The sequence below is a fragment of the Bradyrhizobium sp. SZCCHNS1022 genome (assembly GCF_032484835.1).
In the GTDB taxonomy this organism is placed as follows: domain Bacteria; phylum Pseudomonadota; class Alphaproteobacteria; order Rhizobiales; family Xanthobacteraceae; genus Bradyrhizobium.
This window is the reverse complement of the sequence record NZ_JAUETT010000002.1, coordinates 1,049,300-1,074,406: the sequence shown is the minus strand read 5'-3', so window position 1 is coordinate 1,074,406 and position 25,107 is coordinate 1,049,300. Positions and strand designations below refer to the sequence as shown.

Annotated in this window: 24 protein-coding genes and 1 tRNA gene; 9 read left to right on the top strand and 16 right to left on the bottom strand. The window is 62.9% G+C overall.

What is annotated here, in order from left to right; translation table 11 throughout:
* Nucleotides 1-12 precede the first annotated feature (12 nt).
* The 3 genes from QX071_RS18540 to QX071_RS18530 form a co-directional block, all read right to left on the bottom strand.
* A complete protein-coding gene (locus QX071_RS18540) occupies nucleotides 13-1,752 on the bottom strand; it encodes an autotransporter strand-loop-strand O-heptosyltransferase (protein ID WP_315704069.1) in 1,740 nt (579 codons plus the stop codon).
* Nucleotides 1,753-1,819: 67 nt separating this feature from the next.
* Nucleotides 1,820-3,766, bottom strand: coding sequence for an HlyD family type I secretion periplasmic adaptor subunit (locus QX071_RS18535; protein WP_315704068.1), 1,947 nt, complete (start codon nucleotides 3,764-3,766; stop codon nucleotides 1,820-1,822).
* The gene (locus QX071_RS18530; protein WP_315704067.1) at nucleotides 3,763-5,520 is read right to left on the bottom strand and encodes a type I secretion system permease/ATPase; all 1,758 of its coding nucleotides are present in this window, start codon (nucleotides 5,518-5,520) and stop codon (nucleotides 3,763-3,765) included. The genes QX071_RS18535 and QX071_RS18530 overlap by 4 nt, the downstream gene beginning before the upstream one ends.
* A 986-nt stretch (nucleotides 5,521-6,506) precedes the next feature.
* On the opposite strand from QX071_RS18530, the gene QX071_RS18525 reads away from it, so the two are divergent.
* Complete coding sequence (locus tag QX071_RS18525) at nucleotides 6,507-8,471, top strand: ethylbenzene dehydrogenase-related protein (RefSeq protein ID WP_315704066.1); 1,965 nt, start codon at nucleotides 6,507-6,509, stop codon at nucleotides 8,469-8,471.
* Nucleotides 8,471-9,505: a 2Fe-2S iron-sulfur cluster-binding protein gene (locus QX071_RS18520; protein ID WP_315704065.1), complete on the top strand. Its 1,035-nt coding sequence runs from the start codon at nucleotides 8,471-8,473 to the stop codon at nucleotides 9,503-9,505. The genes QX071_RS18525 and QX071_RS18520 overlap by 1 nt, the downstream gene beginning before the upstream one ends.
* A gap of 36 nt (nucleotides 9,506-9,541) precedes the next feature.
* Here QX071_RS18520 and QX071_RS18515 read toward each other — a convergent pair whose 3' ends face one another.
* From QX071_RS18515 to QX071_RS18500, 4 genes are all read right to left on the bottom strand, one after another.
* Nucleotides 9,542-10,399, bottom strand: a complete 858-nt coding sequence (locus QX071_RS18515; RefSeq protein ID WP_315704064.1) for a VOC family protein — start codon at nucleotides 10,397-10,399, stop codon at nucleotides 9,542-9,544.
* 127 nt (nucleotides 10,400-10,526) lie between these two features.
* Nucleotides 10,527-12,113, bottom strand: a complete 1,587-nt coding sequence (locus QX071_RS18510) for an ATP-binding protein (protein WP_315704063.1) — start codon at nucleotides 12,111-12,113, stop codon at nucleotides 10,527-10,529.
* Nucleotides 12,110-12,811 (bottom strand): response regulator transcription factor, encoded by a 702-nt coding sequence (locus QX071_RS18505; protein ID WP_315704062.1) that lies wholly within the window; start codon nucleotides 12,809-12,811, stop codon nucleotides 12,110-12,112. Before QX071_RS18505 ends, QX071_RS18510 begins: the two co-directional genes overlap by 4 nt.
* Nucleotides 12,812-12,833: 22 nt before the next feature.
* Nucleotides 12,834-14,321 carry a DUF4173 domain-containing protein gene (locus QX071_RS18500; protein ID WP_315704061.1) on the bottom strand — a complete coding sequence of 496 codons (1,488 nt, stop codon included), beginning with the start codon at nucleotides 14,319-14,321 and terminating at the stop codon, nucleotides 12,834-12,836.
* Between the two features lie 205 nt (nucleotides 14,322-14,526).
* Between QX071_RS18500 and QX071_RS18495 the strand changes: the two genes are divergently transcribed.
* Nucleotides 14,527-15,831 (top strand): glycoside hydrolase family 3 N-terminal domain-containing protein, encoded by a 1,305-nt coding sequence (locus QX071_RS18495; RefSeq protein ID WP_315704060.1) that lies wholly within the window; start codon nucleotides 14,527-14,529, stop codon nucleotides 15,829-15,831.
* Here QX071_RS18495 and QX071_RS18490 read toward each other — a convergent pair.
* The 3 genes from QX071_RS18490 to QX071_RS18480 all read right to left on the bottom strand — a co-directional run bounded on the left by QX071_RS18490 (nucleotide 15,828) and on the right by QX071_RS18480 (nucleotide 17,201).
* Nucleotides 15,828-16,115 carry a hypothetical protein gene (locus QX071_RS18490; RefSeq protein ID WP_315704059.1) on the bottom strand — a complete coding sequence of 96 codons (288 nt, stop codon included), beginning with the start codon at nucleotides 16,113-16,115 and terminating at the stop codon, nucleotides 15,828-15,830. The two genes, QX071_RS18495 and QX071_RS18490, sit on opposite strands and share 4 nt — an antisense overlap.
* A 63-nt stretch (nucleotides 16,116-16,178) precedes the next feature.
* Entirely contained in the window at nucleotides 16,179-16,925 is a 747-nt protein-coding gene (locus QX071_RS18485) for a 4'-phosphopantetheinyl transferase family protein (protein WP_315704058.1), read from the bottom strand.
* Nucleotides 16,926-17,006: 81 nt separating this feature from the next.
* Nucleotides 17,007-17,201: a DUF3072 domain-containing protein gene (locus QX071_RS18480; protein ID WP_315704057.1), complete on the bottom strand. Its 195-nt coding sequence runs from the start codon at nucleotides 17,199-17,201 to the stop codon at nucleotides 17,007-17,009.
* 182 nt (nucleotides 17,202-17,383) lie between these two features.
* Between QX071_RS18480 and QX071_RS18475 the strand changes: the two genes are divergently transcribed.
* Nucleotides 17,384-17,770: an NUDIX hydrolase gene (locus tag QX071_RS18475; protein ID WP_315704056.1), complete on the top strand. Its 387-nt coding sequence runs from the start codon at nucleotides 17,384-17,386 to the stop codon at nucleotides 17,768-17,770.
* A 44-nt stretch (nucleotides 17,771-17,814) separates the two neighbouring features.
* Here QX071_RS18475 and QX071_RS18470 read toward each other — a convergent pair whose 3' ends face one another.
* Nucleotides 17,815-18,201, bottom strand: coding sequence for a hypothetical protein (locus QX071_RS18470; protein ID WP_409977501.1), 387 nt, complete (start codon nucleotides 18,199-18,201; stop codon nucleotides 17,815-17,817).
* Nucleotides 18,202-18,392: 191 nt separating this feature from the next.
* Between QX071_RS18470 and QX071_RS18465 the strand changes: the two genes are divergently transcribed.
* Complete coding sequence (locus QX071_RS18465; protein ID WP_315704054.1) at nucleotides 18,393-18,584, top strand: hypothetical protein; 192 nt, start codon at nucleotides 18,393-18,395, stop codon at nucleotides 18,582-18,584.
* Between the two features lie 18 nt (nucleotides 18,585-18,602).
* Here QX071_RS18465 and QX071_RS18460 read toward each other — a convergent pair whose 3' ends face one another.
* Nucleotides 18,603-19,016: a group II truncated hemoglobin gene (locus QX071_RS18460; RefSeq protein ID WP_315704053.1), complete on the bottom strand. Its 414-nt coding sequence runs from the start codon at nucleotides 19,014-19,016 to the stop codon at nucleotides 18,603-18,605.
* A 1,015-nt stretch (nucleotides 19,017-20,031) separates the two neighbouring features.
* On the opposite strand from QX071_RS18460, the gene QX071_RS18455 reads away from it, so the two are divergent.
* The gene (locus tag QX071_RS18455; RefSeq protein WP_315704052.1) at nucleotides 20,032-20,256 is read left to right on the top strand and encodes a hypothetical protein; all 225 of its coding nucleotides are present in this window, start codon (nucleotides 20,032-20,034) and stop codon (nucleotides 20,254-20,256) included.
* Nucleotides 20,257-20,613: 357 nt separating this feature from the next.
* Here QX071_RS18455 and QX071_RS18450 read toward each other — a convergent pair whose 3' ends face one another.
* Complete coding sequence (locus QX071_RS18450) at nucleotides 20,614-20,850, bottom strand: hypothetical protein (protein WP_315704051.1); 237 nt, start codon at nucleotides 20,848-20,850, stop codon at nucleotides 20,614-20,616.
* Nucleotides 20,851-21,160: 310 nt separating this feature from the next.
* On the opposite strand from QX071_RS18450, the gene QX071_RS18445 reads away from it, so the two are divergent.
* Together QX071_RS18445 and QX071_RS18440 are read left to right on the top strand one after the other, a co-directional pair.
* Nucleotides 21,161-21,559 carry a hypothetical protein gene (locus QX071_RS18445; protein WP_315704050.1) on the top strand — a complete coding sequence of 133 codons (399 nt, stop codon included), beginning with the start codon at nucleotides 21,161-21,163 and terminating at the stop codon, nucleotides 21,557-21,559.
* Between the two features lie 307 nt (nucleotides 21,560-21,866).
* The gene (locus QX071_RS18440; protein ID WP_315728942.1) at nucleotides 21,867-22,457 is read left to right on the top strand and encodes a hypothetical protein; all 591 of its coding nucleotides are present in this window, start codon (nucleotides 21,867-21,869) and stop codon (nucleotides 22,455-22,457) included.
* A 203-nt stretch (nucleotides 22,458-22,660) separates the two neighbouring features.
* Here the strand turns inward: QX071_RS18440 and QX071_RS18435 are convergent, their stop codons facing one another.
* Both QX071_RS18435 and QX071_RS18430 read right to left on the bottom strand, forming a co-directional pair.
* Entirely contained in the window at nucleotides 22,661-22,828 is a 168-nt protein-coding gene (locus QX071_RS18435) for a hypothetical protein (RefSeq protein WP_315704048.1), read from the bottom strand.
* Nucleotides 22,829-23,270: 442 nt separating this feature from the next.
* Nucleotides 23,271-23,732, bottom strand: coding sequence for a GNAT family N-acetyltransferase (locus tag QX071_RS18430; RefSeq protein ID WP_315704047.1), 462 nt, complete (start codon nucleotides 23,730-23,732; stop codon nucleotides 23,271-23,273).
* Between the two features lie 196 nt (nucleotides 23,733-23,928).
* Here QX071_RS18430 and QX071_RS18425 point away from each other — a divergent pair, with 196 nt between their 5' ends.
* Nucleotides 23,929-24,816: a hypothetical protein gene (locus QX071_RS18425; RefSeq protein ID WP_315704046.1), complete on the top strand. Its 888-nt coding sequence runs from the start codon at nucleotides 23,929-23,931 to the stop codon at nucleotides 24,814-24,816.
* 113 nt (nucleotides 24,817-24,929) lie between these two features.
* On the opposite strand, the gene QX071_RS18420 is transcribed toward QX071_RS18425, so the two are convergent.
* Nucleotides 24,930-25,005, bottom strand: a tRNA-Lys gene (locus QX071_RS18420).
* Between the last annotated feature and the right edge of the window lie 102 nt (nucleotides 25,006-25,107).

Below are 25,107 nucleotides of genomic sequence, written 5' to 3'. Positions count from 1 at the left end.
TCACAATGATGTTCAGGCCGGATCGCGTTGCGGCGAGCTTTGCGCGGCGTGCGCCACCAGGACATCGGCCAATCGCGCCTGGCTCCAGGCCAGATCGCGCTGCAGGTCGGGGTGGTGCGGCGCCGAAGCCATGAGGTGCTGGACCAGACCGAGGCTGCGCCGGTACTGATCAGCCGCGCCCGCATGATCGCCCAAGGCGGTCAGCACCGCCGCAATTCGATTCCAGCTCACCGCCTGGTCGCGCAGGAGAGGAATGTTATCCGGCTCGGCTGTGGCGAGGCGCTGCATGATCGTGGCGGCTGCCTGATAGTCGCGCAGCGCGGACGCGTGATCGCGTTTTCCGGCCGCGTGGTCACCGGCACGGACATGGCTTGCGGCCAAATCACGGAGCGCTCCGGCGCGGGGCGTGATGCCCACCGCCATGCCTCCGCGATGAACCCCGATCGGGGCCGGCGCGGGCAGGGCGCGCACCGCAAGCGCCTCGTCGATCCGCGGCGCGAGGGCTCCGGCTGTGCCGTGACCGAAGCCCGGAATCCGCGCCAGCGCCGCCTTGACCTGATCCGCGGTGATCAGGCGCGTGCACTCGAACTGACGCGGCGTATCCCGGTGACGCGGGCACCACAGGAAGTCGCCATGGTCGAAACGGTGGCGTACGTCGTTCCAGCAGCTGTTGCAGGCGTGATAGTTGATAACGCGATAGGGCGTGGCGAATTCGTTGACCGGATGGGTGAAGCCGCTGATCATCACGACCGGCGTACCCGCCGCCCACGCAAGCCAAGACAGCCCGCTGGACAGGCCGATGAAGGCCGCGGCGTGCTTGAGCCAGCGCGCGCGCTCCTGCAACGGCCGGTCGCCGGTCTCGTCCGCGGCGCCCTCGGGAATTTCGGTCCATACCATGCCGCGGCCGTGCCTCGGCTTCTGGTCGATGCAGACGACGCGGTAGCCGAGCGCCTTGATGTAGTCGACGATCTCGGGCCAGCCGTGAGGATTATTCCAATATTTGCATTGCGTCGTGGCCTGCACACCGATGCAGACATAGGGATCGGCGATCGGCCGTCCGGCGTCTGCAAGCGCGATGCGCGGCGGCTGCTCGGCGGGATCGACACCGAGAATATAGGCGGCGGTCCGGTGCAGTCCGACCTGGCGAAAGTCTGAAGGTTGATACGCCTGCTCATGGTCATCGAAGAACAGCGCGACGCTGTAGGTCGCGTAGAAGCGCGCTGGCTCGACGTCGACGTGAGAGACGAAGCGGACGTCAGGATAGGCGCCGCGGAAAAGAGGAATCAGCGGTTCGCCAAGGGCGCAGGTGAGCCGGCACCGATGCAGCTCCTTGAACCTCATCGCATAGGAAAGCCAGCCGATGATGTCGCCGATCGTGCCGACCGGAAACTGGATGAGGACGTCGCGATCAGCTGCATGGTAGTCGTGGCAGAGCACCGGTTCGTTGCCGCTCCAGACCTCGAGCCGGAAACGGACGAAGTAGCGCTTGGCGCTGTTGACATGGCCCGATCGCAGCTCGACTTCGTACAGCAGGTTGCCGGTGTCGAGATCACTCAGGCGAACGCGCCAGGGCCGGCCGGTCTCGGGCAGCATGACGCGGCAGCCATCGTTGAAATCATAGCGCAGACCCATCGGCCCGAGCTGAGTCGGTAACGTCGACGGTCGCGGCAGCCGACGGCTTCCGGCGGGGTTTTCGACTTGGTGCGTGGTCGAAGCATGTATCGGCGTTGCACCGGCGTGGCGCAAGGGCATGTCGGTTGCGCCAGACGGCGCTGGGGCGGAACTCGATGCCGTCCTGAGGCTCACGGCCCGGGCGCGCCTATTCCTCGACGAAGGCGCGACGCCACTGCTCCATGATGGGCCTCATCAGATAGCTCAGCATCGTGCGCTTGCCGGTCTGCAGGAAGACTTCGGTCTGCATGCCCGGGATCAACTGCGCACTGCCCAGGCGATGCCGCTCGTCCTCCGACAAGACGACCCGGACCGTGTAGAAGGTTGAGTTGCTGCGCTGATCCGTCGTGGTGTCCGGCGAGACGAACGAGACCTGTCCTGTGACCTGGGGCGTCGTGCGCTGGTTGAACGCCGAAAATCGAACGAAGGCGTCCTGACCTGTGTGCACATGGTCGATGTCCTTCGGCTGGACATGGGCTTCGACCTGGAGCTCATCGGAATCGGGAACGACTTCCATGATGGTTTCGCCCGCCTTGATCACGCCGCCGATCGTGTGGATCGAGAGCTGGTGGACGGTGCCCGAGTTCGGCGCTCGGATTTCGATTCGATCGAGCTGGTCGCGCGCGGCCACGCTTTTTTCGATCAGTTCGCCTTCCTTGGCCTGCGTCTCGCCAAGGTCCTTCACCACTTCGGTGCGGAAGTCCTGATCAGTCTTGACGATCTGCAGCTCCGCTTCGTTGATCTTCGATCGGGTCTCGGCGATAGCCGAGGTGAGCTGGCCGCGTTCGCCGTCGATCCGTGCTGCCTCGCGCTGCAGCGTCGTGAGCCTGGTCAACGGCACCAGCCGCTTGTCGTAGAGATCCTGCACCCCGGCCAATTCGCCGTTGATCAGCTCGATCTGCTTGCTCTTGGAGTCCGACTGGGCTTCCATGCCGGTGATCTCTTGATTGAGCTGAGCAATCCGTCCCTGAAGCAGGTCCTTTTGACTTTGCCGCGTGCTGAGACGCGCCTTGAATAGCGCATTCTCGGAGGCGATCACGCTGCGGACATTGGCGTCATCCGTATGAGAGGTCAGCTCCGGCGGATATTCCGGCTGCTCCAATCCGTCGCGTTCGGCGACGAGGCGGGCGATCTTGGCCCGCTGCTCGTTCAATTGTTTCGCGATCGCCTGCTGATTGGCCTGCACCTGCGTCGCGTCCAGCCGCACCAGGAGATCGCCGGCTGCGACATGCTTGCCGTTCTCCACCTTGATGCTCGCAACGATGCCGCCGGTCGGGTGCTGGATCGCTTTGACGTCGGACTGCACGACCAGATTGCCGGGCACAACGACGGCGCCGGCGAGCGGCACCATCGTCAGCCAGCCGCCTCCGAGCGCGCCGGCCACGAGCAGAACCCTCAGTCCGGTACGCAGCTCGTTCTCGAACATATGGCCGACGCGGGGGATCAGCGATTCGTCGGAGCCATCATCGAGCTGGGCCGCAGTGCCTTGACTGGCGATGAAAGTGACGCCTGTGGTGAGCGCCAGACTCGCGGTCCCGACCAGCCGGCCGACCCGCGTCTGCGGTTCGATTAAGGCCGGCACCAGCGCGCCTGCAGGCGGACGTCGGCTGGATTCCGGTGCAAGCTCGATGGTCGGGGCGGTTGCCCTCAAATTCATCGGCAGCGAACCGTCATCCCGCAGGACCGAACGCGGCCGCGACGGAGGCGATATTTCGGGCTCCCGCATCCAGGCTGGCCGCTGCTCGCGCATCGCTTCGGGATGACGCTGCGGGGCACGGGCCGGGCTCAATCCGAACAGCGACAGCGAGATATCGAAGGCCCGCCCCACCTTGCCCTTCTTTCGCTTTGCGAGGCGCTGTGCCGGCTTCTTGCGGCCGCCTCCGGCCGGCGGTGGTCTTCGACCTTTTTTGCTGTCATCGCGGGGAGCGCGCCGACCACGCGGATCGGCCGGCTCTTCGTCGTCGAATGCGCCTCGCAGGCGCTGTAGCTCCAGGATCAGGGCATCGCCCTGGGGACCGACCGTCCGGCTCTGCGGCATGCCGCGCCAATTGGGGTCGTTCTCATCGTACGGACGGAGGTCGTTGACATGTTTCATGCGGGAGCGCCTTCCGCGGTTGCCGCGCGACGAATGGCTCTTGCGTTCGGTGTGGGAGCCGCCTTCGCGACCGCCGGCGGAGCTTGAGCGGGCTTAGCTCCGGCGATGCGGGCGAAGATCTCCTGGCAGGGACCGAAGGCAATGGATTTGCCTTCGTAAAGCACCATCGCCATGTTCAGCACGTTGAGCGCGCTCGGCCGGTGCGAGATCACGATGACGATCGACTGCTTCTGGCGCATGATCGCAATTGCGCGGCTCAGGGCATTTTCGCCGTCGGCGTCCAGGTTCGCATTCGGCTCGTCGAGCACGATCAGGAAGGGGTCGCCGAACACCGCTCGGGCAAGCCCGATGCGCTGACGCTGCCCGGCAGACAACGACATGCCGCCCTGACCGATTCGGGTCGAATAACCTTCGGGCAGCCGCAGGATGATCTCGTGTACGCCGGCGATCTGAGCCGCATGCAGGATCGCATCGGAGCTCGCATCGTCGTCGAAGCGGCAGATATTGTCCGCCACGGTGCCGTCGAACAATGCGACGTCCTGCGGCAGATAGCCCACGTGGCGGCCGAGATCCTCGTTGCTCCATTGATCGAGCGCGGCGCCGTCGAGGCGCACCACGCCGTGCTGTGCGGGCCAGATTCCGACCAGCGCTTTCGACAGCGAGGTCTTACCCGATGCGCTCGCGCCAAGCAGGGCAAGTCCGGTGCCGGCCTTGATCGAGAACGAGATGTTCGAGACGATCGGTCGGTCCTGGCCGGGCGCCGTGACCGCAAGTTCCTGCACTGCGAGCTCGCGGCAGGGTCTTGGCAGCGCTACCGGCGGAGCCGGGGGTTTGGCAGTCGCCTTGCAGATGTCGCGCAGCCGAAGGATGCCCTGGCGCGCGGCGACCAGTTGCTTCCAGCTGCCGAGCGCGACTTCGACCGGGGCCAGCGCACGCCCCATCAGGATCGAGGAGGCCATCATGACGCCGCCCGAGGCCTGCTCGGACACGACGAGAGCAGCGCCAATGCCGAGCATGCCGGATTGCAGGATGAAGCGGAGCACCTTCGCGGCGGAGCCGAGATTGGCATATACGTCGCTGGAGCGGATGTTCTCTTTCAGGTAGCGCTCGTTGACGTCGGTCCAACGGGCCGAGAATCGCTGCATCATGCCCAGCGCGCGGATCACCTCGGCGTTGCGCTGCATCGCATCCGCCAGCACCTGACGCGCTGCGCTGGTCTCGCTCGCCGATTTGCTGGCGCGGCGCGACAGCCGCTCGGTCACGACCGTCATCGAGATGATGGCCGCGGTGCCGATCATGGCCGTGACGCCGATCAGCGGATGAAACATGAACAGTCCGATCAGGAAGATCGGAATCCAGGGCATGTCGAGAAACGCGGTCGGTCCCATGCTCGACATGAAGGCACGCAACTGATCGAGATCGCGTAGCGGCTGCTGCATCAGCATCGGCTTGGTGCCGCGCAAAGGCAGGGTTGCGAGCGCATGATGGATCGCATCCTGCAGGCCGGCATCGAACATTGTCGCCACCCGGCACAGCATGCGCGCACGCAGCGCGTCGAAATAGCCTTGGATCACGTAAGCGGTCAGAATCATGACCGACAGGCCGGCCAGCGTCGCCAGATTCTTGCTTGGGATGACGCGGTCATAGACCTGCATCATATAAACGGAGCCGGAGAGCATCAGGATGTTGATGACGCCGCTGAATACGCCGATGCCTGCCATCCGCCGTGCGGCTTGCCGCAGCCCGCGCGTCACGGGATCATCTCCCGCCGCAAGAAGGTCCGTTAAGCCTGCCGTCACTCGTGTTCGCGGACGGTCTTGAGCGACACTCATTCGGTCGCGCCCTCTCCACATGTCGTCGGGATAATGATCGATCAGGCTTTGGTGACAGCCGATGCAGACGATTTTCCGGCAACAATGGGACGAGGGGAGATTTCTGTTGGAAAAACGAATGCGCGTCGGTCCTAAAAACGTAGTCGGGACGACGACAACAACGCAGTGCAAAAAAATTTCAGACGATGCGAGAGAAATTTGGCAGCGACAAATTTCGAAGGTCGCACAGAGAGTTCGGCCGTGCTCGCCGTGCGGCCGAACCGACGGCGTCATAGTTTCGTCCGTCTATCACCTTGCTTCTGCACGCATTGGTCGCTGTGCGGGCCGAATGACGCCATGAAGCCAAATAAATCTTCGTGAAATGCAATGGACGCGCCGATCACTTCTTGGTTTTCGGTATCCGGGGATAGAAGCAGATCATGAGCATGACGATGAGGACGAAGCGGAGTGGGGTGCAATCCGACTGAGACGCTCGGAAAACTATATCTACGCCGTCCGCCGCGGCACCGGCTCGCTCGTGCCGTGTCGGAACGATGTAGACGGGGAATACGCTAAGGGGAAGCGTATCGGTGCGACGCCGTACTGCGACGCCGTTCGCACCATTGTTGATAGACCCGAACACCGACGCATGACGGTGAACGAATGCGCCGTCAGGGGCTGTCCGGTCGTTACGAGGCGATGTCCTCGCGACGGCAGAGTAGAAAGCTCGCTTGCCAGAACAGGCATCTGGGGGACGAATTGCTGAACGATATGATGATCGACCGGATCGGTGCGGAGCTCGACGCATACGGATGTTCGAAGCGCGGCTACGCGCGTCGCGTTCGTCTGCGGAGCAGGAGCGATGGCGCTCGACGCCCGGCCGGTTCTGCAATCTGCATGTGCGCGGGTCCGCGAGGAGACGGCCGCGCATGAGGGTCCGCAAGACAGACTACGGAACGATCATCCTGCACTGGCTGCTGGTCGGGGCAACCGTGGTCGATTTCACCACCGGGCTGCGCATGGCCACAGAAGCGCCAAGTCACGCCTGGATCTCCGAGCATCTGGATTGGGCCTTGCCACGCCAACATACCTGGACGTGGCACATGCCGGCCGGCGTGATGCTTGCGAGCGTGGCGATCGCCTACATGATCTATATCGCCAAATCCGGCCTCGGCCGGCGTGTGGCCGTCGACAAGATGCGGATCAAGGGCCTGATGGGCCGAAGGCCAGCGCGTCTTGGCTCCATCAGCGTGTTCCTGCATTGGGTGCTGTTCATCACCATGGCCGCATTGATCGTGACCGGCGGCTTGTTGTTCTTCGGTATCGAGTCGGGATACGTGACCATGATGATTCACTGGTATGCGACTTGGGTCGTGCCTGCGTTCATTCTCCTGCACATCCTCGTTCACTACGGCATCGGCGGGGCATCACAGTTGTACCGGGTATTCCGGCCACAGGCGCTGCCGCCGCCGCCGCCGCGTCTCGACCCGGTTGAGTTGCTGACCATGCTGGTCGAGCAATCCGAGCGACTCGAGGAAAGCGAGGCCCCGATCAAGGCCTCTCCGGCGGCTCCGGCCATGAGATCGGCCCGCGAACAGATGCCCGCAAGTCGTTCGGAGGATTTGGTTCGCGGCCGCGTGGACGCGCGCAATGGCGCGGTGCGTCCGCGGTCGGCGGCGCCGCCGACGAGTGGCGGCAGGGGCAACGTCAAGGGCAATACGAAGGGCAATGCACGGCGGCGCAATCCGACCTTCCAGGCGAATCCGTTCGTGGTCGCTGCGGCGGTCGCGATTTTTGCGGGGTGGGCGATGGTCGCCGCCGACTACTATGCCGAAGATACGGTCACGGTTCACCGGATCGAGAACGCGGATGCGCCGACGCTCGACGGCGATACCTCGGACCGGGTCTGGCGCAATATCCAGCCGCACATGGTCACCACCAACCAGGGCGACAATTTCGACGGCACCGGCGAGTCCAAGGTCTGGATCAAGGCCGCGCATGACGACAGCTGGGTCTATTTCCTCGTGATCTGGGAGGATCCGACCCGTTCGCTGAAGCAGCTGCCGCTGATCAAGCGCGCCGATGGTTGGCATCTGCTGCACAACGGCTATGAGAAGGGCGACGAGAACGACTACAACGAGGACAAGTTCTCGCTCTTGTTCACGACATTGCCGATCACGCTTGCGGCTGACCGCACCTTCCACATGAGCTCACAGCCGATGCCGGACAAGCCGGCAACGCTGTCCGGACGTGGCATCCACTATACGCCCGCGCCGAACCTCTATGCTGATGCGTGGGAGTGGAAGGCGACGAGCGGCGGTCCGACGGGTTGGATGGATGACGATCATTTCGGTCCGCCGGCCGAACCGACTCCAGAGCAGGTCAAGGGTCTCGCGCCCTACAAGGGGGGCTTCGGCGCGGACCCTGGCAACGCCAACTATTCCGACAACTTCGTCATCGATCGCGACGCAGAGATGCTCGGCAATCGTGGTGTCAGGCCGAAGCGGCTGCCGAAGGACGTTACTGCGATGAAGGCCACCATGGGCGAGATCAATCTCGATCCCAACATCGGCGAGAGCGATGGGGCGCGATGGTTCATGACGGAGGCCGAATCGGTGCCTTATACGATGGAAGCCGACGCCCAGATACCGGTCGGCACCGTCGTGCCCGGCGTCATCATCAATGGCGACTTTTCCGGGGACCGGGCGGACATTCGCTGTGCTGCACGTTGGGCATCGGGCCACTGGACGCTCGAAATTGCCCGCAAAATGGACACACACAGCAAGTACGACGTTCCGATCAAGAACGGCGTGTTTATGCGAGTCGCTGCGTTCGATCACACCCAGATCCGACATACGCGGCAGATCCGGCCAATGCGACTAGAGGTGGAGTGATGGGGAAGATTTGCAAGGTTCAGTTCAACAAGGAGACATTCTACGCCAATGTGGGCGATCTCCTGCTTGACAGCGCGATCTCCAGCGGCGTCGAACTTCCCCATGATTGCCGCAGCGGCATCTGCGGCTCCTGCAAGGTACGCGTCGTCGACGGCAAGCTGTTCGGGGGCACCGAAGGCGACATGGCGCATGCCTGCCAGGCCCGTGTCGTGTCAGACCTCAAGATCGTGACCGAACCGGTGCCGGACACCGTGACGATGTCGACCGAAGTCGGCGATCTCGTCCGGCTCGCGCCTGACGTCATGGGTGTGACGCTAGATCTGCCGAAGCCGCTGCGCCATTTCCCCGGGCAGTACGTCAAGGTGCAGTTCCGCGGCTACCCAGCGCGCTGCTACAGCCCGACCTTTCCGATGGCCGGCGCGCCCGACAATCACCTGCTTTATCTGCACATCCGCAAGCTCAAGGACGGTCTGGTCTCGTCGGCGCTGGGACGTGACATCCAGCCCGGCCATCGGGTCAAGCTGATCGGACCGCTCGGGACCGCGTTCTTCCGCCCGAAGCATCGTGGCCGCATCGTGCTGGTCGCCAGCGGCACCGGGTTCGCGCCGATGTGGTCCATTGCGGTGGCGGCCATCACCGAGAATCCGAAGCGCGATATGGTGTTCATCGTGACGGCGCGCACCCTGCAATCCTTCTACATGCACCAGGCGCTGTGCCGGCTCGCGCGCTTCCCCAACGTCAAGATCATCCCGATCGTCTCCGAACCGCAGAACATCTCGCCGGCACTGCGCACCGGCCGGCCGACCGAGCACATGCCGGACCTGACGCCGAACGACGTGGTCTATACTTGTGGCGCGCCAGCGATGACCGATGCGGTGGCGAAAATCGCCCGCGCTGCGGGCGCGCGCTGCCATTGCGATCCGTTCGTCTCGTCGGCGCAGCCGTCCGAGCAAGGAGGCAATCTCATGGGCCGCCTTGCCGGTTGGCTGGACAGCCAGCGCGGCCGCCCCTCGATGTTGCAGGCAGCGGAATAAGGCAAAGGATTGGGCGGCGACGGCGGTTTGACGCCGTCAGCCGGCCACGAATGCGAGCAGCGTGCCATTGGCCGCAGCAGGCGGGACGCAGATGGCTATGCCGCTATGGACGCCGCTTGACCCCAGCGCCGCTTCGGTCAAGGCCAGATCGCTCGATCCGATCACCAGGCCAGCACCGCCATGCTCTGGCAATCCAGCCAGCGAGACGGCCGGATAGCGGCTCGCCAATTGATCCCTGGTCAGAAAAGCAAAGTCCGCTCGGCTCCCGCCGGACGCCACCGTGACCACACCGTCGGTGTCGGCACGTCCTTCGCGGTCGATCAGGCGTGACAGATGCGCAGCGTCTCGGGCCGGCGCCGGCGTTACGATCAGCACCTGCTTCAGGCACCTGGCTGCGTTGGCGTGCCGCATCAACTCTGGGATCCAGACGGTCTCGCGGGTCTTATGCTGGCACGCGAAGATGCGCAGGCCGCCGGGCGCTTCCGTCAGCGGCCAATGAAAGACGCGGAATTTCGCGGCCGAGAGGCTGCCGTCGGGCATCGGCACCGGACGCTCGAAATCGGTCGGGCCGATCGGCTCAAAGCCGCGGGCCCTGATCTCCTCGGCTCCCTCAGCCGCATCGACCGCAGTGAAGGCGATCCGCTCGATGCCTTCGCCGCGCCGCGCCAGGAAGTTTCGCGTCGCCACGTTGTGATCGGTTTCTGTCAAGACCCCGAGCAACTCGATATAATCGGGGTCGAGCATGATCGTGTAATTGCCCGTGCCCATCTTGGCGCTGTGAGCGCCGCGCGGAGAGAGCGTGAAGCCGAGCCGCCGCCAGCACTCCGCTGCCGCGTCCAGTCCTGTGACCGCGACGACGGCATGATCTATACCGATGATGTTCTTGAGGGCCACGTGTTGCTCTCCCGAGCTTCCGACTGTCACGGTCAGATAGGCTGATCTGACGTGGCGGGCAATAGGCGCGGCCAGCTTGGTGCTGAATGATCCTCGATCCCGTTCGCATTGTGCGGGACTGGAAAGTTCATCCGATCGGAAAGCGTAGCACAAATGCGACGCCTTGCTCGGTCGGTTCGAGTGCAATCGTGCCGCGATGGCTGGTCATGATGGCGCGCACGATCGCGAGACCCTTGCCGGTGCCGCCGCTATCGCGGCGCGTGGTGAAGAAGGCGTCGAAAATCCGGTCGCGGTTCTGCGGCGAGATCGGCTCACCGTCATTGCTGACGTTGAGCACGAGCATGTCCCCGTCACGGTGCGCCTCCAGCAAGATGTTACGAGCCTGATGGCGACAAGCGTTGTCGGCGAGATGCGACAGCGCGATCAAAGCAGTCTCCGCCGACATCGCAATCACGGATTCGAATGAGCCCCGCATCGTGATGTTCGGCGCACTGAAGCGCTCGCGCAATTTGCTGATCACCGACACCAGATCCACACGCTCGTGCTGCGGGGTGATTTCGGCGCGAGCGAGCTCGCGCAGGCGCTGGGTCATGGCCTCCAGCCGCTCGGCATCGCCGAGAATGTTGCCCAGGAATTTCTCCTGCTCGATGCGGGTCAGAGGGTTGGAAAGGGTACCCAGCGAATCCAGCAGCAATTCGGCTGCTCCTTTTATCGAGGTCAGCGGTGATTTCAGCTCGTGGGTCAGGTGGGCGGAGAAGCTCGCGATGTGATCGGAGCGTCGCGCCAGCTGCTCGGCCATCGCGAAGAACTGCCTCGATAGCTCGGCGAAATCGCGCGTGCCGTAGTGAGCAAGCGGACGGAAACCCTCGGGGTCGCCGCGACCGATTCGTCCGGCGCGCTCGATCAGCTCATGCATCGGATGGGTGATCGTGCGCGCCACGATGAAGCCGATCAACAATGTCGTCAGCGCGACAGCGGAGCCAGCCGCGATGAACTTGCCGCGCTCCTGATACAGGTGCTCGAAGATGTTGCGCGGCGTGCGCGAGGTGTAGATGACGCCGGCCACGTGGTTATCGACGATGATCGGCATCGCAGAGAAGACGTGGACGCCGACGCCGCGGCTCAGCGAATAGATCGGCGGCGGCGCCTTGTCGGGCTTGCGAATGCGCAGCGCGGCCTTGTATTGCCCCTCCAATGCGGTCGCGACTTCCTCGATATGGGCCAGCGACTGGCCGACCTCATCGCGGCCCGCAATCACCACCCCATGCGGATCGAGAATGCGGAAGCCGGCCAGCGTGACCTTCTGAGTCTCCAGCAGGATCGGCATCAGCCGGGCGCCGATCGCGACATAGGCGGGATCGGCGGGGTGGGCGGCCGGACGCGCATCCGGTCGCCGCACGAACAGGTCGTCGGCGGCCAGATCGAGCAGTGGCCGGATCGGCGTAACCGCATCTGGGGGATCGGGACGCAAGTCAGGCGGAATCTCCGCGCCGAGCGGAATTCCGGCGCCGAGCCGCGCAGTCACTTCCTCGGCGTAGAGCGCGGCGAGAACACGGCTTTGGGCGATCAACTCGGCCTGGGTCTGGCGTATCAGCTGGTTGTCGTAGATACGGAAGAAGAACAGGCCGACCAAGGGCAGGGTGGCGACGAGCGCTAGCACTCCGAAGACGATCTGGCGCAGCGAGGGCCGCCACTTGCGGCGGGGTGCGATCATGCCGGGCCGCCGCAGCGGCCGAGCCGGAAGCCGACCCCATGGACCGTCTCGATCACATCGTCGCATTCGGCAGCTGCAAGCTTGGCTCTGATGTTGCGGATATGGCTGTCGATGGTCCGGTCGGAGACCTGAATATTCATCTGATAGGCCGTCGCCATGATCTGCTCGCGGCTGAATACGACGGTTGGACGGCTCAGGAACGCCCGCAGAATGCCGAACTCGAGCGCAGTCAGGCGCAGTGGCATCTCACCGAAATGCGCGGCGTGCTGCGCTGGGTCGAGGCGAAGCCTGCCATGATGCAGTTCGACCGGATCCGCGCGGTCAAGTCTACGCGACGTTGCCCGCCGCAAGATCACATTGACGCGCGCGACCAGTTCGCGCGGGCTGAATGGCTTGGTGACGTAGTCGTCGCCGCCGATCTCGAGTCCTAAGATGCGGTCGATCTCCTCGTCGCGCGCCGACAGGAACAAGATCGGCAGGTCTGAGTTGCGGCGAATTCGCCGGCAAACTTCGAGCCCGTCGAACTCGGGCATGCCGACGTCGAGTACGATCAGATCGGGCCGGTCGCGCTCGAAGCGGGCGAGGGCCGCCTTGCCGTCGGCTGCCTCGGTTACGTCCATGCCGGCCTTGCTGAGCGCAACCCGGATCACCTCGCGGATATGCGGGTCGTCGTCGACGACGAGAATACGATGGGTCATGGTAGTCTGCGTGCAAACAAAATCAGCTCGGCGGAGACGGTACCGGATGAGTGTTGAGATAATGCTGCAGGCGCCAGCCGCGGAAGCTCCAGGTTCGCCAGGATGCCATGTCGCTGGCCTGTGCCTGCAGCAGCCGGTCGCGATACGCCGAAAGATGGGATTCGGATAGGTGGGATGCGATGGCCCGATCGATGGCAGGGAGCGCCTGGGGACCGAGGCTCGCGAGATAAGATACATCGGGCATCACTCCCTTGCCGCCCGCGTCCCGGCTGTGGGTCACATTGTAGCCGGCAATGATGGCATCGAAATTGGTCAGCGCGCATACATAGAGAGTCGCGGCCACGGCCAGCAGGTTCATCTGGAGGAGCCAGCGATGAGAGCGATTCATCGTGATCCGCAGGGTGATCAAGATCAGGCCGAGAGCGACGAGACCCATCCAGAGTAGGGCCGCGATGCGCCAATAGGTCAAGAGGTAGCTGTCGACATAGAGCTTGAGCCGCAGCATCGAGGATATGACGAGCAGCAGGTTTTGGCTGACCCAGAGATAGAGCAGGACGCGCGCCAAGAGCGATTGCGGCTTGGTGTCGTTCGGACGGATCGCGAGGACGACGAAGGCTGCGGCGAGCAAAGCCGTGAAGACCAGCGGATAGGCGCCGCGATGTGCATAGCTTGCATAGGTCAGCCCGTCGGGCAGCTGTACTCCTCCCCAGAGATAGACGAGATCAGTTGCGCTCTGGACGGCGAACAGCAGGTTGAACAGGAGCAGCGAGTGCAACACGGTGCCCGGTCCCAGGAGAGCGGCCTGCGCCGTCGCGATCGATCCCTGTGATGCTGCCGCAGCGGGCGCGAAGCCGGTAGGGCGCGCCGCCTTCGGGCGCCATCGGAGATGGATGAAGGGCCAGATCAGCGACAGCATCGCAAGCCAGAACAGTACGTGGATCTGATCGAAATCCGCAGCCACTCTGTGAGGCCTCAGCATGTCCACCCATTGCTCTATCAACGGGTTGGCCTCTGCGAAGAGAGCCAGAAACACCAGCCCGAATGCAACGGGTACGCACCATCCGAGAATGGAGCGGGATAACCCGGGGGCACGCATGGCCGCCAAGATATCTGGGCCAAGTCTGAACGGGCCAATCAGCAGGAACTGACGGAACGCCGTGAGCGGCGCCCTCGAGCCGACGATCGCCGGATTGGTCCATAGTGCGATACTGCTGATCGTCCCAAGCAACAGGAACAGGAACGAGAGCGTGCTCAGCTGCTCGACGGCGGGCAACACGCTCGCAACGAAGATGATGCTCGCCGCGACTGCGCGCTTTCGATCGAGCTGGGCCCGGTTGGTAATGAGCGAGGCCGCGACCAGTGCGATCGTAAAGACGGTCAACGACAGTCCGATCCGTTGATCATAGAACAGTGCATCGGCGAGTGCGGCGAGGCCAATGGCGATCGTGAACTTGAGCGCAAAATTCTGTTGCGGTGTATTCTCCACGGCCGGCGCGGCAAAACCTGTCATCTGTGGTCCTCGCATGAGTCATCGTTCGGCCAGCTGTCGGCTGGCGAGATGAACCTTGACGCGGGATGGTGCAGCGACCGGGGAGGGGTTTTGCAGGCATTCAGGATTGTTTTGCAGATTTCGTGCAGGCACCCGTTCTCGACTGGTGCGTGCGCGAAGGCGCTGCTAGGCGAGCAACAGGTCCAACGACAAACCGATTTACGCGATGATCAAACGTCTCCGCATCGTGGCGCTCTGGCCGCTGGCGCTGCTTCTGGTCGTCATTGCCGCAAACAGCAACGAACCCTATCTGGTCCATCTTCGTGGCGCGGGCCAAGTGGTCCTGCTGGTTGTGAGCGCCGGCGTTCCCATTCTGCTGCTCCGGTGCGGTGCATGGCGCGAGGGCAGGGTCGCGAGCCGGATTCTGCTGCTGCTCTGGTGTATGCCGCTCATAGCCTTCGTCGCTGCGCAGACGTCATTTGCCTGGCGCAAATACGAGGTGCTGACGAGTGATGCTGCGGTCGCGCGGCTGCTCGGCGCGCATTTCGTGGTCGGCTATGCCGCGCCGGAGGAAGCCGCGGTGCTGGCCGAGCGAGGACTGATTGGCGGCGTCTATGTGACCCGTCACAACGCAAGCGGGCGGACGGCTGCCGAACTGAAGGCCGAGATCGCGGCGCTGCAGGCGAGGCGCGCCGGCGCAGGCTTGCCGCGCCTCATCGTGACTGCTGATCAGGAGGGCGGTATCGTTGCGCACCTGTCGCCGCCATTGCCGCACGAGGACGCGCTGTCCTCGCTCGCCGATCTCGCGCCGGAGCGGCGCCGCCGTGAGGCCGAGGCGGTCGGCCGCCGCCAAGGCGCTGCGCTGGCGGATGTCGGCGTCACGCTCAACCTGGCCCCGGTGCTCGATCTTCGTCCGGACCGGCAGCATATTCGTTTCGACTTCAACACCCTGATCGGCCAGCGCGCGATCGCCAGTGATCCCGCCGTCGTCAGCGAGATCGCGACCAGCTACATCCACGGGCTTGCGGCCAGCGGGGTTGGTGCTGCCGTGAAGCATTTCCCGGGCCTTGGGCGGGTGACGGCCGATACACACCATTTTGCAGCACAGCTGCAGACGCCGGTTGCTGAGCTCGCGGCTTCGGATTGGCGCCCGTTCCGCGAGGTTCTCAAGGAGACGCAAGCCGTGCTGATGGTCGGCCACGTCAAGCTCGAGGCCCTCGACCCGAAGCGGCCGGCGTCGCATTCGAAGGCGGTGCTCGATGGTCTGATCCGGCAGAGCTGGAACTATAACGGTATCATCATCACCGACGATCTCGTCATGGGCGCCATCTATGGCGGCGACGTCTGCAAGGCCGTGGTCGAAGCGCTGAACGGCGGGGCCGACCTCTTGCTCGTCGCTTATGACGGCGCGCAATTCTACCGCATCTTCGGCTGCGCGCGACGGGCGCTCGAACAGGGACAGCTCGATTTCGCCGCGTTGGCGCGCAGCGAAGAGCGGCTGCGACGCCGGCACCTCAGCGAAGCGGATTAGCGTTGCCCGTTGCCGGTCCAATCGCGCCAGGACACGCGCGACAGGCTGCGCAGATCTGTGCCGAGCGGCCGTCGGGTCTGGCGTTCGTGCTGGGCGAGCACCTGTTCGGATTCACGGATTTTGGCTTGAAGGTCCGAAAACTGCCGCTTGGCCCGTTCGAGCGCCTTGGCATCCGAGCTCTCACCGATCGTGAAGCGTGCGGTTTCGATCTGCCTCAACGCCGCACGATTCTTCTTGAGCTGTGCGCGATGCCAGGCGATCCTGCTGTCACTGTCCGCAACCATGCTGAACTCCTCGGTCGTTCCAAGAGTAAACAACGCAGCGGTGATTCGCGACATTTTCGCCCCTCATCGAGCGCTCCGATCAAGGACGTTCATCTCGCCGGGCTCGACAGATACACGGGAAACTGGGATGGCCCTGCCGGCTGTGCCGGACCGAATCGCCAACGCGAGCGCGTGATGTGGAGTCGGCCGATCCTCCAGGAACATCCATCTGGCCGCCTCGCTTGGATCGGACGGCTGAAAGGTGATCGCGGTCGGCGCGAAAGCAAACGAGAAGCTGTCGAGTGCGCGCGACAGACCCTCGCCGGTCGCCTTGATCAGCGCCTCCTTCAACGTCCAGAGACGGAAGAAGATCATCGCCCGGTCCGCGGCGGGAGCAGCCCGCATGAGGGCAACTTCGCTTGCGCTGAAATAGCGCTCGGCGATGTCGAGGCTGGCGTGCTTGGGCGCAATCCGTTCCACGTCCACCCCGATCTCGGCGTCATAGCCGACGGCGCAGGCGACAAATCCCCTGGTGTGCGACAGATTGAACTTGAGGCTCCCATATCCGAGCCCCGGCGCGATGCGCGGCTTGCCAAATTGCTCGCTCGCGAACTGCCAAGCCTCCGGCGCCAACGGAGCCGCGTGGCTCAGCGCCTGCCGGAGCAGCCAATGCGCGGCGAGGTAGATCTCACGGTCGGCGTCGAAGTAGAACCGGTCGGCGCGCGCCAGCTCCTGCGCGTTCAGGCAAGCGCGCCAATGGGCCAGCAGTGCTGGCGGAGCAGCATCGACTTCCATCAGCCAGAGGCGGATCTCATTGCATTTGGCGGTCATGCGTTCTGCCTGATCAGCGCGGGGCTCGGACGAAAATCAGGCATCAGGGTGACCGTCAATTTTGGACCGCGGAGCATTGCGTCATTTGTCGATGCCGGCTTGCTCACGCAACCGATCGATCAACTCCGATGCTTTCGCCTTGGTCAGTTGCTTCCCACTCGGGTCTGGCGCGTGCGCCTGCTCGCTTTGAGTTTTCATATAGGGCGCCTGGGCGCCGGTCATTGGGTCGCGCCCTGAAACCCAATCGTCAGGGTCTTTCTTCATATTGTCAGCCATATAGTTCTCTAATTGTATCAGGGCCCGAACGGCTCCGACGACCGATTGTTCCCGATATGTTCTTGCGTCGATATACTCGCTATACAGAGACGCCGCCGATACGGACAGTTACGGATCGCGCGACTCTTTGAAACCTGGAAGACTACTATCCACTTTTGATCAGGAGGAAGTGCGAAGTAGAAATGGCGAAGGCATCCAAGCTCGTTGCGGTCAGACGCGGCAAGGTTCTCCTGGTTCGGCGGCGAGTCGACGGTCTGTGGATGTTTCCCGGCGGCCGCAAGCGACCTCGCGAGACGGACAAGGCCTGTCTCAAGCGCGAGATCAAGGAGGAGCTGCCCAAGCTCAAGCTTGGCCGTCTCAGGCTCTGGAAGGAGGTCACGGCCAAGAACAAGCGGTCCGGGCGGAGGATGAGCGATGCCATCTTCATCGCCAAGTATGCCAAGGGCCGGCTCGAGATCGGTGATACCAGGGAGCTCGATCGCGCCGAATGGCAAAAGCCGCGTGGCGTCCGCCTGACCCCGACTTCGCGCTACATCTGCGACCGTCTGTTTCCGAAGCGGGACAATTAGATTAGTAGCGCCGGTGATTGGAAGGCTTGCAAGCCGCAGCAGGATCAGACCTGATGGGCCCGCTTGGAGACCTGGCCCGGCGAGGAAAGGCCGGAGATCGATGGCGACAGAACCGGGCGCGTCGGGCGTTTGGAGCGATACCAGCACTGAAAATTGAAGACCGAACCGACCACCAGCAGCGGCGCGGCCGCGATCAAGGCGAAGAACGGCGAGAGCGGTTTCGGCGTGATCATTTCGAGCACCATCTCGGACGCCATCCAGACGGTCGCGAACACCACGGCGAAGTCGAGCGCCGGGATCCGCAGCCAGTACAGCACAGCCGTGACGAAAATGGCCGGCGCCAGGGCCGGGCCGATCATATAGACGTTCAGCTCGGGCGGCGTCAGGGCATCGAGGAGCATCGAGGCCAGGAGCCACAGGCTGACGAACATCACTACGGCGTCGACATGTCTCACGCGCCACCTCCGCTGTGACAATTGGGCGCATGAATTTGTCAGGCTTGTGACCCCCGCCGTCAAGTGTCCGCGTGCCGCTTGCGGCTATGGTGCCCGATTTGTCAGCATCCGAGGCGCAAATTGGCCTCCGCTCCGGAACATCTGGGCCCGACCGGCGTTGAGAGTTCATGTCAGACAAGACCCCAATCCGTCCGCCACGGATCCTGACGCCCGAAGAACGCCGCGCCCGCGATGCGGCGCGCAGGGCCGATGCCGAGCAGGCCATGCGCGAACATCAGGAGGCCCAACGGGCGTTTAATGCCAACCGCGAGCGGCTCAGGGCCGAACGCTTGGCGCGCGAGGCACAGAAGGTGGAGTAGCCCGTCACCGTCGGCCGGTCAGCGGCTTCGCATCACGTTGGCCATGCGCAGGAAGGCCTGGTCGAGCAGCGCGCGCATCTCTGCCGGCAGTTCGCAATCAGCCATCGCAGCCCGCATGCACATCATCCATTCGTCGCGCTCGGCCTCACCGATCGGATAAGGCCGATGCGCCGACATGATGCAACGGTGCGGGGTCCGATCGAAATAGAGCGGGGGACCGCCGAGCCAGCCGCTCAAGAATTCGAACAGCATCTGCTTGATCGGGCCGAGGTCCTCGCCATGCATGGCGCGGATTCGGCCGGCGTCGGGACTGCTGTCCATGATCTCGTAAAAACGATTGGCCAGCCGCCGCACGACGGCCTCGCCGCCGATCAGTTCATAGGGCGTGGCTTCGGGAATTGCGGCATTGCTGGTCGCGTCGGTCGCTGTCATCACGTCTCTTCCCGGTCGGTCCAGATCGGACCCAATAGGCCGCAGGCGGATGATGCGTTGATCTGCATCAATCCGTGCCAACTCATCGCAACCGGCGATATTGACGTGGCTTTCAGCGGGCCAGGGCAGGCGTGCATCCGAGGCGTCTCATTCAATTGCAGGCAAACAAAACCGCTCTCGCGGCGCCGTCGGCGTCCGAGGTGAATCCATGAAACCTTCCGTCCGAGACGGAGGGCGCAGGGAATGCCGGGTGAAGGCCTCACCCATGGCCCGCCTGCAACAAGAAAAGCAGGCGGCAGTCACCACAGGATCAGCCGGATCAGCCGGCATTCCCTGCGCGATGGCTTTACGGCTTATACGTGATCTCCCTGGTGCACCGGGCTTTCTGGCCACCATGCGCGACAACGCACCGAGGCGCGTTGCGCGGGACACCAGCGTCGGGGTGTCAGGACCACACGATTTCGCCGTCCGCTGCTGCGTCAGTCGTCTTGCGCAGATGCGCCTGACGCAACACCGTCCATCGCAGCCCGCCTCTACGTATCGTGACGACGCGTACGCCCCTCGCGCGAGGCGGGATGCGCAGATGAAAACATGATTTCTGAAAAAGCGAAAGAGAAATATTTGACGCTGAGGACGCAATTGGCGCGACCGCGTTGATACGGTTGTCGAAATAAGTCTTCCCGCGCAACGCCGATGAGGCCCGCGACGGAGGAGTTACGATCTCAAGATTTCGAAACGCGCCTGTCGGGCAAACCACCTGCGGCGCCCCAGGCCCCATCGGGCGTCGTAGCTTGAGGCGTGCCCGCCGAGATGACCGGCAGCTACGCCTTCCATAGGTACATACGTAGCGGCGGTCATGCGATCCGCCCGTCTTACCCGCATGTACACGTCGTCGTTCATAACGCGCCAGCGTGCCGATCATCGCCGCGTTTCAAACGGCTGTCGAACTACCTCCAGGTGCTTGATTGATTGTTCTTTGTTTGTTCTAATTCATTCCTCTGAGACGGAGGTCGACATGCAAGGCCGATGGTTCGATGACGAAACGAATCCCCCGCCATTTCTGAAAGCCCTCAACGAGGTGCGGCGCCAGGCCGGGCGAGAAGGGTGGTGCTACCACCACGTCCAGGCGATCATTGTCGCGATCGACCAGTATGCCGAGGCCGCGACAGGAAATCGCGAGTACTTCTGGAATAAGCCGCATTCAATCGGTGGCAGCCGCAAGCGCGGCGATGTGCCTTAGCGGACGTGATATCCGTTCCACTCGCGGTGCTCGTTGTCGACAAACATCTTGCTTCGGCAATCGCACGCAGCGGCTCACTATGTCTGTCGCGCTTGGTCGTGTAGCAAGACCGTCGGGCGCGATAAGCGGTTTCCTGGTAGGAAGGATCATCGTTCCTGCGGCTCGGGCGCGTGATGATCGCTCCGAAAATTCTGCCTTCCTTGCTGATGGCCGCAGGCTCCGGGTTGCTGGCCTGACGCAAAGACCATCCTGGATGCCTTGATAATGTCGCAGCTGCGCCGCGCAGGAGAATTTTGCGCGACTAACTGCTGGTCCTTGGTTTCGCGCTGATCGCGATCTCGGGCTCGATGCGCGCGATCAACCGCCGCCGAAATTGGAGGGGTCGAGATTTCGGTTCTGCTCGGGAGGGATCGGCTGATAGCCGGGAAACTTGTACCACCCAGGTGGGATCGCGCCTGGAATCGCGCCGCTCGGGACCGGACGCGCGACGGTATGATGGCGTGCCCGGGCGTGATGTGCCGGCGCGGCCTCAGCAGGCTCGATCAGGCCGATCAAAGGACCCAAAGCAAAAAACAATGCAAATGCCCGATACATCGAACCGGCTCCGGACGATAGCTTCGGCTCCAATGTAGGAACATCGCCGCGGTGCTCCAATCCTCAAGGGGACGTCATAACCCGTCACATCGTCGCGAATGGGAGTTGTCGACCCGTGCTCAAGGCAGCATCAGAGCGGGCTGCGAGTTCAACGCTCGAAAGCCGCCCGTGTCCTGACATCGCGCGGACGGCGACAGACCTGCCATGCAACATGTGGAGGATAGCTGCAGTGTCGCTCATCATCTTGGTTCAGGACGCATTAATCGGCGTCTGGCAAGGTCCCGTTCGATAGAACACGGAAGCGAAGCGAATGTTGAAAGACGGCGACTATGCCGCTTGGTTCAAGACGCCTGCCGGTGAGGGAACCGGCACTGTGCATCTCGATACCGGCAGGATCTCGGGTCGCGACAGCATCCTGACCTATGCCGGATCCTATGAGACCGACGGCGAACGCTTCACCGCGGTCATCCGAACCAAGCGCCATACGCCGGGCCATCGAACCGTGTTCGGTGTTGATGACCTGACCCTGCGGCTCACCGGACACTGCAAGGACACACTGGCTGTCTGCACCGGCGCGGCGGACGAAGTGCCCGGCATGCCCTTCGAGGCGACGCTGATGCGATCGCAGGGCGAGGAGCCCGAGCTGCGGCGGGAGTGGGCCCCCGTCAAATTCGATCCCGACCGGCTGCCGAAACCACCCTCAAGGTAGCAAGATCGGCTCGATTGCGCCGGACCTTGTCTCGCGTCTGATCTCGCCACACTGCCCCCATGAGCGCCGAGCCGGCACGGCGATCGGTCGCATCGACGAGAGCGCAGCGGAGCTGCTGGCGTCGCCATTACGTTCACCCCTGCAATCGTTCTCCTGACGCCATGTGATGGGGCCAACTCGTCCCGACGTCGCAACGGTATGGTGAAGTTTGGGTTAGCCTTTGCACGGGTTCTTAACGCGCCCGAGCTATTTTTGACGATGGGGGCATATTCAGGATCGGGGTGGGGCCGTGGATTGGCTGCTTTGGGTGCCGCTCGGGCTGACTGTCATGTTGGCCTGGTGCAGTTGGTCGATTGGACGTTCCTATTACGAGAGGGGACGCATCCAAGGGATGCGCGAGGCTGCGCAGCAGATTCGATTGGGGATGACATCGCAGCTCGATCAAGGTGCGATCCCCAGCGATCTGGCGAAGGCCGAAGTCGCGTTGAAGATTGTCCTGGACGATGCCGCGCGACGGCAGGATCTGCCTCCCGACACCATCCACGCGCGGCTGTGGGCTTTGGGGGCGGCCTTGGGAGACGCCTGCTGGGTCAAGGGCCATGCCGCAGGCGTTAGACGTAAGGCTCCCGCAGAAGGCCGAATCCGGCTCGACCTTTCTCTCGTCGAAATGCTGCAACTGGGAGGCCTCGCCAATTTCGGTTTTCAGCACATGATGCCGAACGTCCGGCTGATCGATGCCCGCCGGTTTGCCGACAAGAACGATGCGATCGAGGCGTCACGTTCCCTGAGCCGGTTGGAAGCCGCCCTTCCAAGGGACTATCGTCCCGACCTTCTGGATCATGCTCGCATGCGCGAGGATCTGATCAATGATTGGTGGCGACCGCGGGCGATCGCGTAGTTGGCCGAGCGTGCGCGAACAGGCGCATCGCGCACAGTGCTCGGTACTCATTAGTTGAGGCAGATGGCATCATACAGCGACTCCTCGCTGTGCTTCCTTCTGCTATGCCCAGCCTCACTGATAAAACGAGCTGTCACGCGGCAACCCCGACTGCGGGGAGCGCCGCACCAGCCTCGCCGCTGCTGCAGCGTCAGTTTCGCGTCTCACCGCTGTTCGCATCCGGCCACCAACATCGCGCCCCCGATTTGCGCCGACGGACTGCTCGAACACCGTGGCGACCAGACGATCGCCGCGGCGAGGCAGAGCGGGGCCAGCATCACGAGCAGCACGAGCAACACGGTGCGGCTTTTCGTCCTGGTCTGTGATTGCATCGACAAGCTCCGAGATCACGCAGATGGCGTGCCCCGCCGCTGCCAGCCCTGTGCAAGCAATCGCGCGCGACACGCCTCTGGAGACACGCTGCCGACAGGGTATTTTCGGGACGATCTCGTTTCAGGACGTAAGTGATTGTTAAGTTGAATGAGGACGCTGGGTTCGAATCCAAGGGCTCGCGATGAGATCCGACATGATCTGTCACGATCTACGGGCGAAGCGGTGGAGCGTCCCGGAGATCGTTCGATGCATATGTGTAGGAGACCGCTCCGGAGCGCAGGTGTCTGTTTGGCTGCGCTCCCGCGAGATCACGTCCGTCGCAAGCGTTTCAAACGGCGAGCGATATTCCCGAACGGCTGCCTGCATTGGACCGCATCCGCTCGCGCGTCCCCGACAATCTCGATTGCGTCACCCGACACGGTTCACTGGCCCTCGCGGAAGTTAGAGATCGCGGACCATGAAAGCGGTGTCCCGGCCTTTCCAGTTGGTGCGATCGGCGAGCGACCAACCGAGCCGCGCATAGAATCCGGCTGCCTCCGTGGTGTAGAGATGCAGCCGCGGAAAGCCGCGCTGTCGCGCTTGATCCTCGATCGCCCGAACCAACACAGCGCCCGCACCCTTGCGCCGATGCTCCGGGACGACAAACAGGCCTGCAAGCCATGGCGCGACATCGTGGTTCGGCTCGATCTCGGACTCGACCAGGAGGCAAGTTCCTATCAGCTCACCATCGGCCTTCGCCCCCAGCGCGACACCGTGGCTCTGATCCGAAGCAAACAGCTCCAGCGACCTCAACTCCTGCTCGAAGGTCGCTTCGAGCACTGAGAAGGCGTTTGCACGCCATCGCGCGCAGATCGCCAGCTCAGGGGTGCCTGGCGCCACGACGAAGGTCTGAACGTCCGTCATTTGATCCCTCTCTCCCTCCCGCACAGTCGCATTCGTCTCGGTCGCCCAGGAAGCGATCTTAATGACAATCTGGCGCGCACAAAGCGCGTACAGCCGCGAAGAAGATATTTAAGAACGAATCCAACATCCAGTTTTTGAATCCGACCTACAATTGTATTTCTGTCATAAAGCAATGATTGCGAGTTGCGTCTGGAGGGTGTTAAGAGATTTTGTTTCTATCTGTTTCGGGTGGGCTCTCATGGGCATGAATTTGGATGCTCCTATCTACTTGCAGCGACAGGGATATTTGTCGCCGGCCAGGAATAGGATTCTGGATATCGGTCCCCAGACCATCTATTTCGCACGGCCGGAACAGATCAGGGAAATCGTCGAGCGGCAGGGCGTGTCAGCCTCGGACACGGCAACCGTAGAGCGCCTCGTCTATTTCTCGACGCCGCGTCCGGGTGAGCGGACCACCATGCTGTCGGAAATCACCGACCTGGCCAATATCGAATATGCGTCCATCGACGTGTGCCCTGGCCTGAAGAACACGCACATCCTGGATTTGAATTTCGATGTGCTGCCGGACGCGCTTCGCGGACGCTACGATGTCGTTTTCAATTTCGGGACAACCGAGCACATCTTCAACCAGTGGAACTGCTTTGAAGTCATCCACGATGCCTTGAAGGTGGATGGGGTCGTCTACCATCAGCTGCCGGCCAGCGGGTATCTCGATCACGGATATTTCTGCTATACGCCCTTGTTCTTCCGGGAATTGGCGGCTGCGAACGCCTATACGATCGAGCAGATGATCGTAACGCACGCGGGCGAAAGCAGGATCGATGAGCTCGGCCTGCCATCGCTGGACGGCGAGACGCTGTTGAAGCCAGCCGGTCACTTGAATGGAAACAATCGCATCCCTGCGCTGAACATCCATGTCATTCTGCGCAAGACAGTCGACGCGCCGTTCCGCGTCTCCCTCGAAATCGCGACGGCCCACTCCGTTGCCGACCAGAAGATGTTGAGGCGTTACCGGAAGGGCGGCAATCGCAACATTCCGTTTGTAAATCGGTTGGGTCGGTTCTTCACGTCAAACGGCCGATGAAGCGGATCCGGCGATCGAAGGCGCGATGGCGGGACCTCTGCTGCTATTTGCTGCGATCGGTTTGCGCCCTGGGTTAACGACCGAGCGACGTGAGAGGTTTTATGGACTTTGGTTGGTGAGCGCGCTGGGGCTCGAACCCAGGACCCCGTGATTAAAAGTCACGTGCTCTACCGGCTGAGCTACGCGCTCGCTCCCAAGGCTAGACCGACGGTGAGGTCGTCGGGCCCGGTCGTCTGCAGTCCGCCATCTCAACGTCGGCGGTGCTCCGGCGGTTCAGCGGCTCCTTGCGGG

Excerpts from the sequence above, each read along its gene's own strand:
- QX071_RS18500 (WP_315704061.1), bottom strand. The coding sequence starts at position 14,321 with ATGACAGGTTTTGCCGCGCCGGCCGTGGAGAATACACCGCAACAGAAT.
- QX071_RS18455 (WP_315704052.1), top strand. The coding sequence starts at position 20,032 with ATGCAAGGCCGATGGTTCGATGACGAAACGAATCCCCCGCCATTTCTG.
- QX071_RS18445 (WP_315704050.1), top strand. The coding sequence starts at position 21,161 with ATGTTGAAAGACGGCGACTATGCCGCTTGGTTCAAGACGCCTGCCGGT.
- QX071_RS18435 (WP_315704048.1), bottom strand. The coding sequence starts at position 22,828 with ATGCAATCACAGACCAGGACGAAAAGCCGCACCGTGTTGCTCGTGCTG.
- QX071_RS18510 (WP_315704063.1), bottom strand. The coding sequence starts at position 12,113 with ATGATCGCACCCCGCCGCAAGTGGCGGCCCTCGCTGCGCCAGATCGTC.
- QX071_RS18495 (WP_315704060.1), top strand. The coding sequence starts at position 14,527 with ATGATCAAACGTCTCCGCATCGTGGCGCTCTGGCCGCTGGCGCTGCTT.
- QX071_RS18540 (WP_315704069.1), bottom strand. The coding sequence starts at position 1,752 with ATGCCCTTGCGCCACGCCGGTGCAACGCCGATACATGCTTCGACCACG.
- QX071_RS18505 (WP_315704062.1), bottom strand. The coding sequence starts at position 12,811 with ATGACCCATCGTATTCTCGTCGTCGACGACGACCCGCATATCCGCGAG.
- QX071_RS18480 (WP_315704057.1), bottom strand. The coding sequence starts at position 17,201 with ATGGCTGACAATATGAAGAAAGACCCTGACGATTGGGTTTCAGGGCGC.
- QX071_RS18485 (WP_315704058.1), bottom strand. The coding sequence starts at position 16,925 with ATGACCGCCAAATGCAATGAGATCCGCCTCTGGCTGATGGAAGTCGAT.
- QX071_RS18490 (WP_315704059.1), bottom strand. The coding sequence starts at position 16,115 with ATGGTTGCGGACAGTGACAGCAGGATCGCCTGGCATCGCGCACAGCTC.
- QX071_RS18520 (WP_315704065.1), top strand. The coding sequence starts at position 8,471 with ATGGGGAAGATTTGCAAGGTTCAGTTCAACAAGGAGACATTCTACGCC.
- QX071_RS18430 (WP_315704047.1), bottom strand. The coding sequence starts at position 23,732 with ATGACGGACGTTCAGACCTTCGTCGTGGCGCCAGGCACCCCTGAGCTG.
- QX071_RS18460 (WP_315704053.1), bottom strand. The coding sequence starts at position 19,016 with ATGACAGCGACCGACGCGACCAGCAATGCCGCAATTCCCGAAGCCACG.
- QX071_RS18525 (WP_315704066.1), top strand. The coding sequence starts at position 6,507 with ATGAGGGTCCGCAAGACAGACTACGGAACGATCATCCTGCACTGGCTG.
- QX071_RS18450 (WP_315704051.1), bottom strand. The coding sequence starts at position 20,850 with ATGTATCGGGCATTTGCATTGTTTTTTGCTTTGGGTCCTTTGATCGGC.
- QX071_RS18535 (WP_315704068.1), bottom strand. The coding sequence starts at position 3,766 with ATGAAACATGTCAACGACCTCCGTCCGTACGATGAGAACGACCCCAAT.
- QX071_RS18475 (WP_315704056.1), top strand. The coding sequence starts at position 17,384 with ATGGCGAAGGCATCCAAGCTCGTTGCGGTCAGACGCGGCAAGGTTCTC.
- QX071_RS18465 (WP_315704054.1), top strand. The coding sequence starts at position 18,393 with ATGTCAGACAAGACCCCAATCCGTCCGCCACGGATCCTGACGCCCGAA.
- QX071_RS18470 (WP_409977501.1), bottom strand. The coding sequence starts at position 18,201 with ATGTTCGTCAGCCTGTGGCTCCTGGCCTCGATGCTCCTCGATGCCCTG.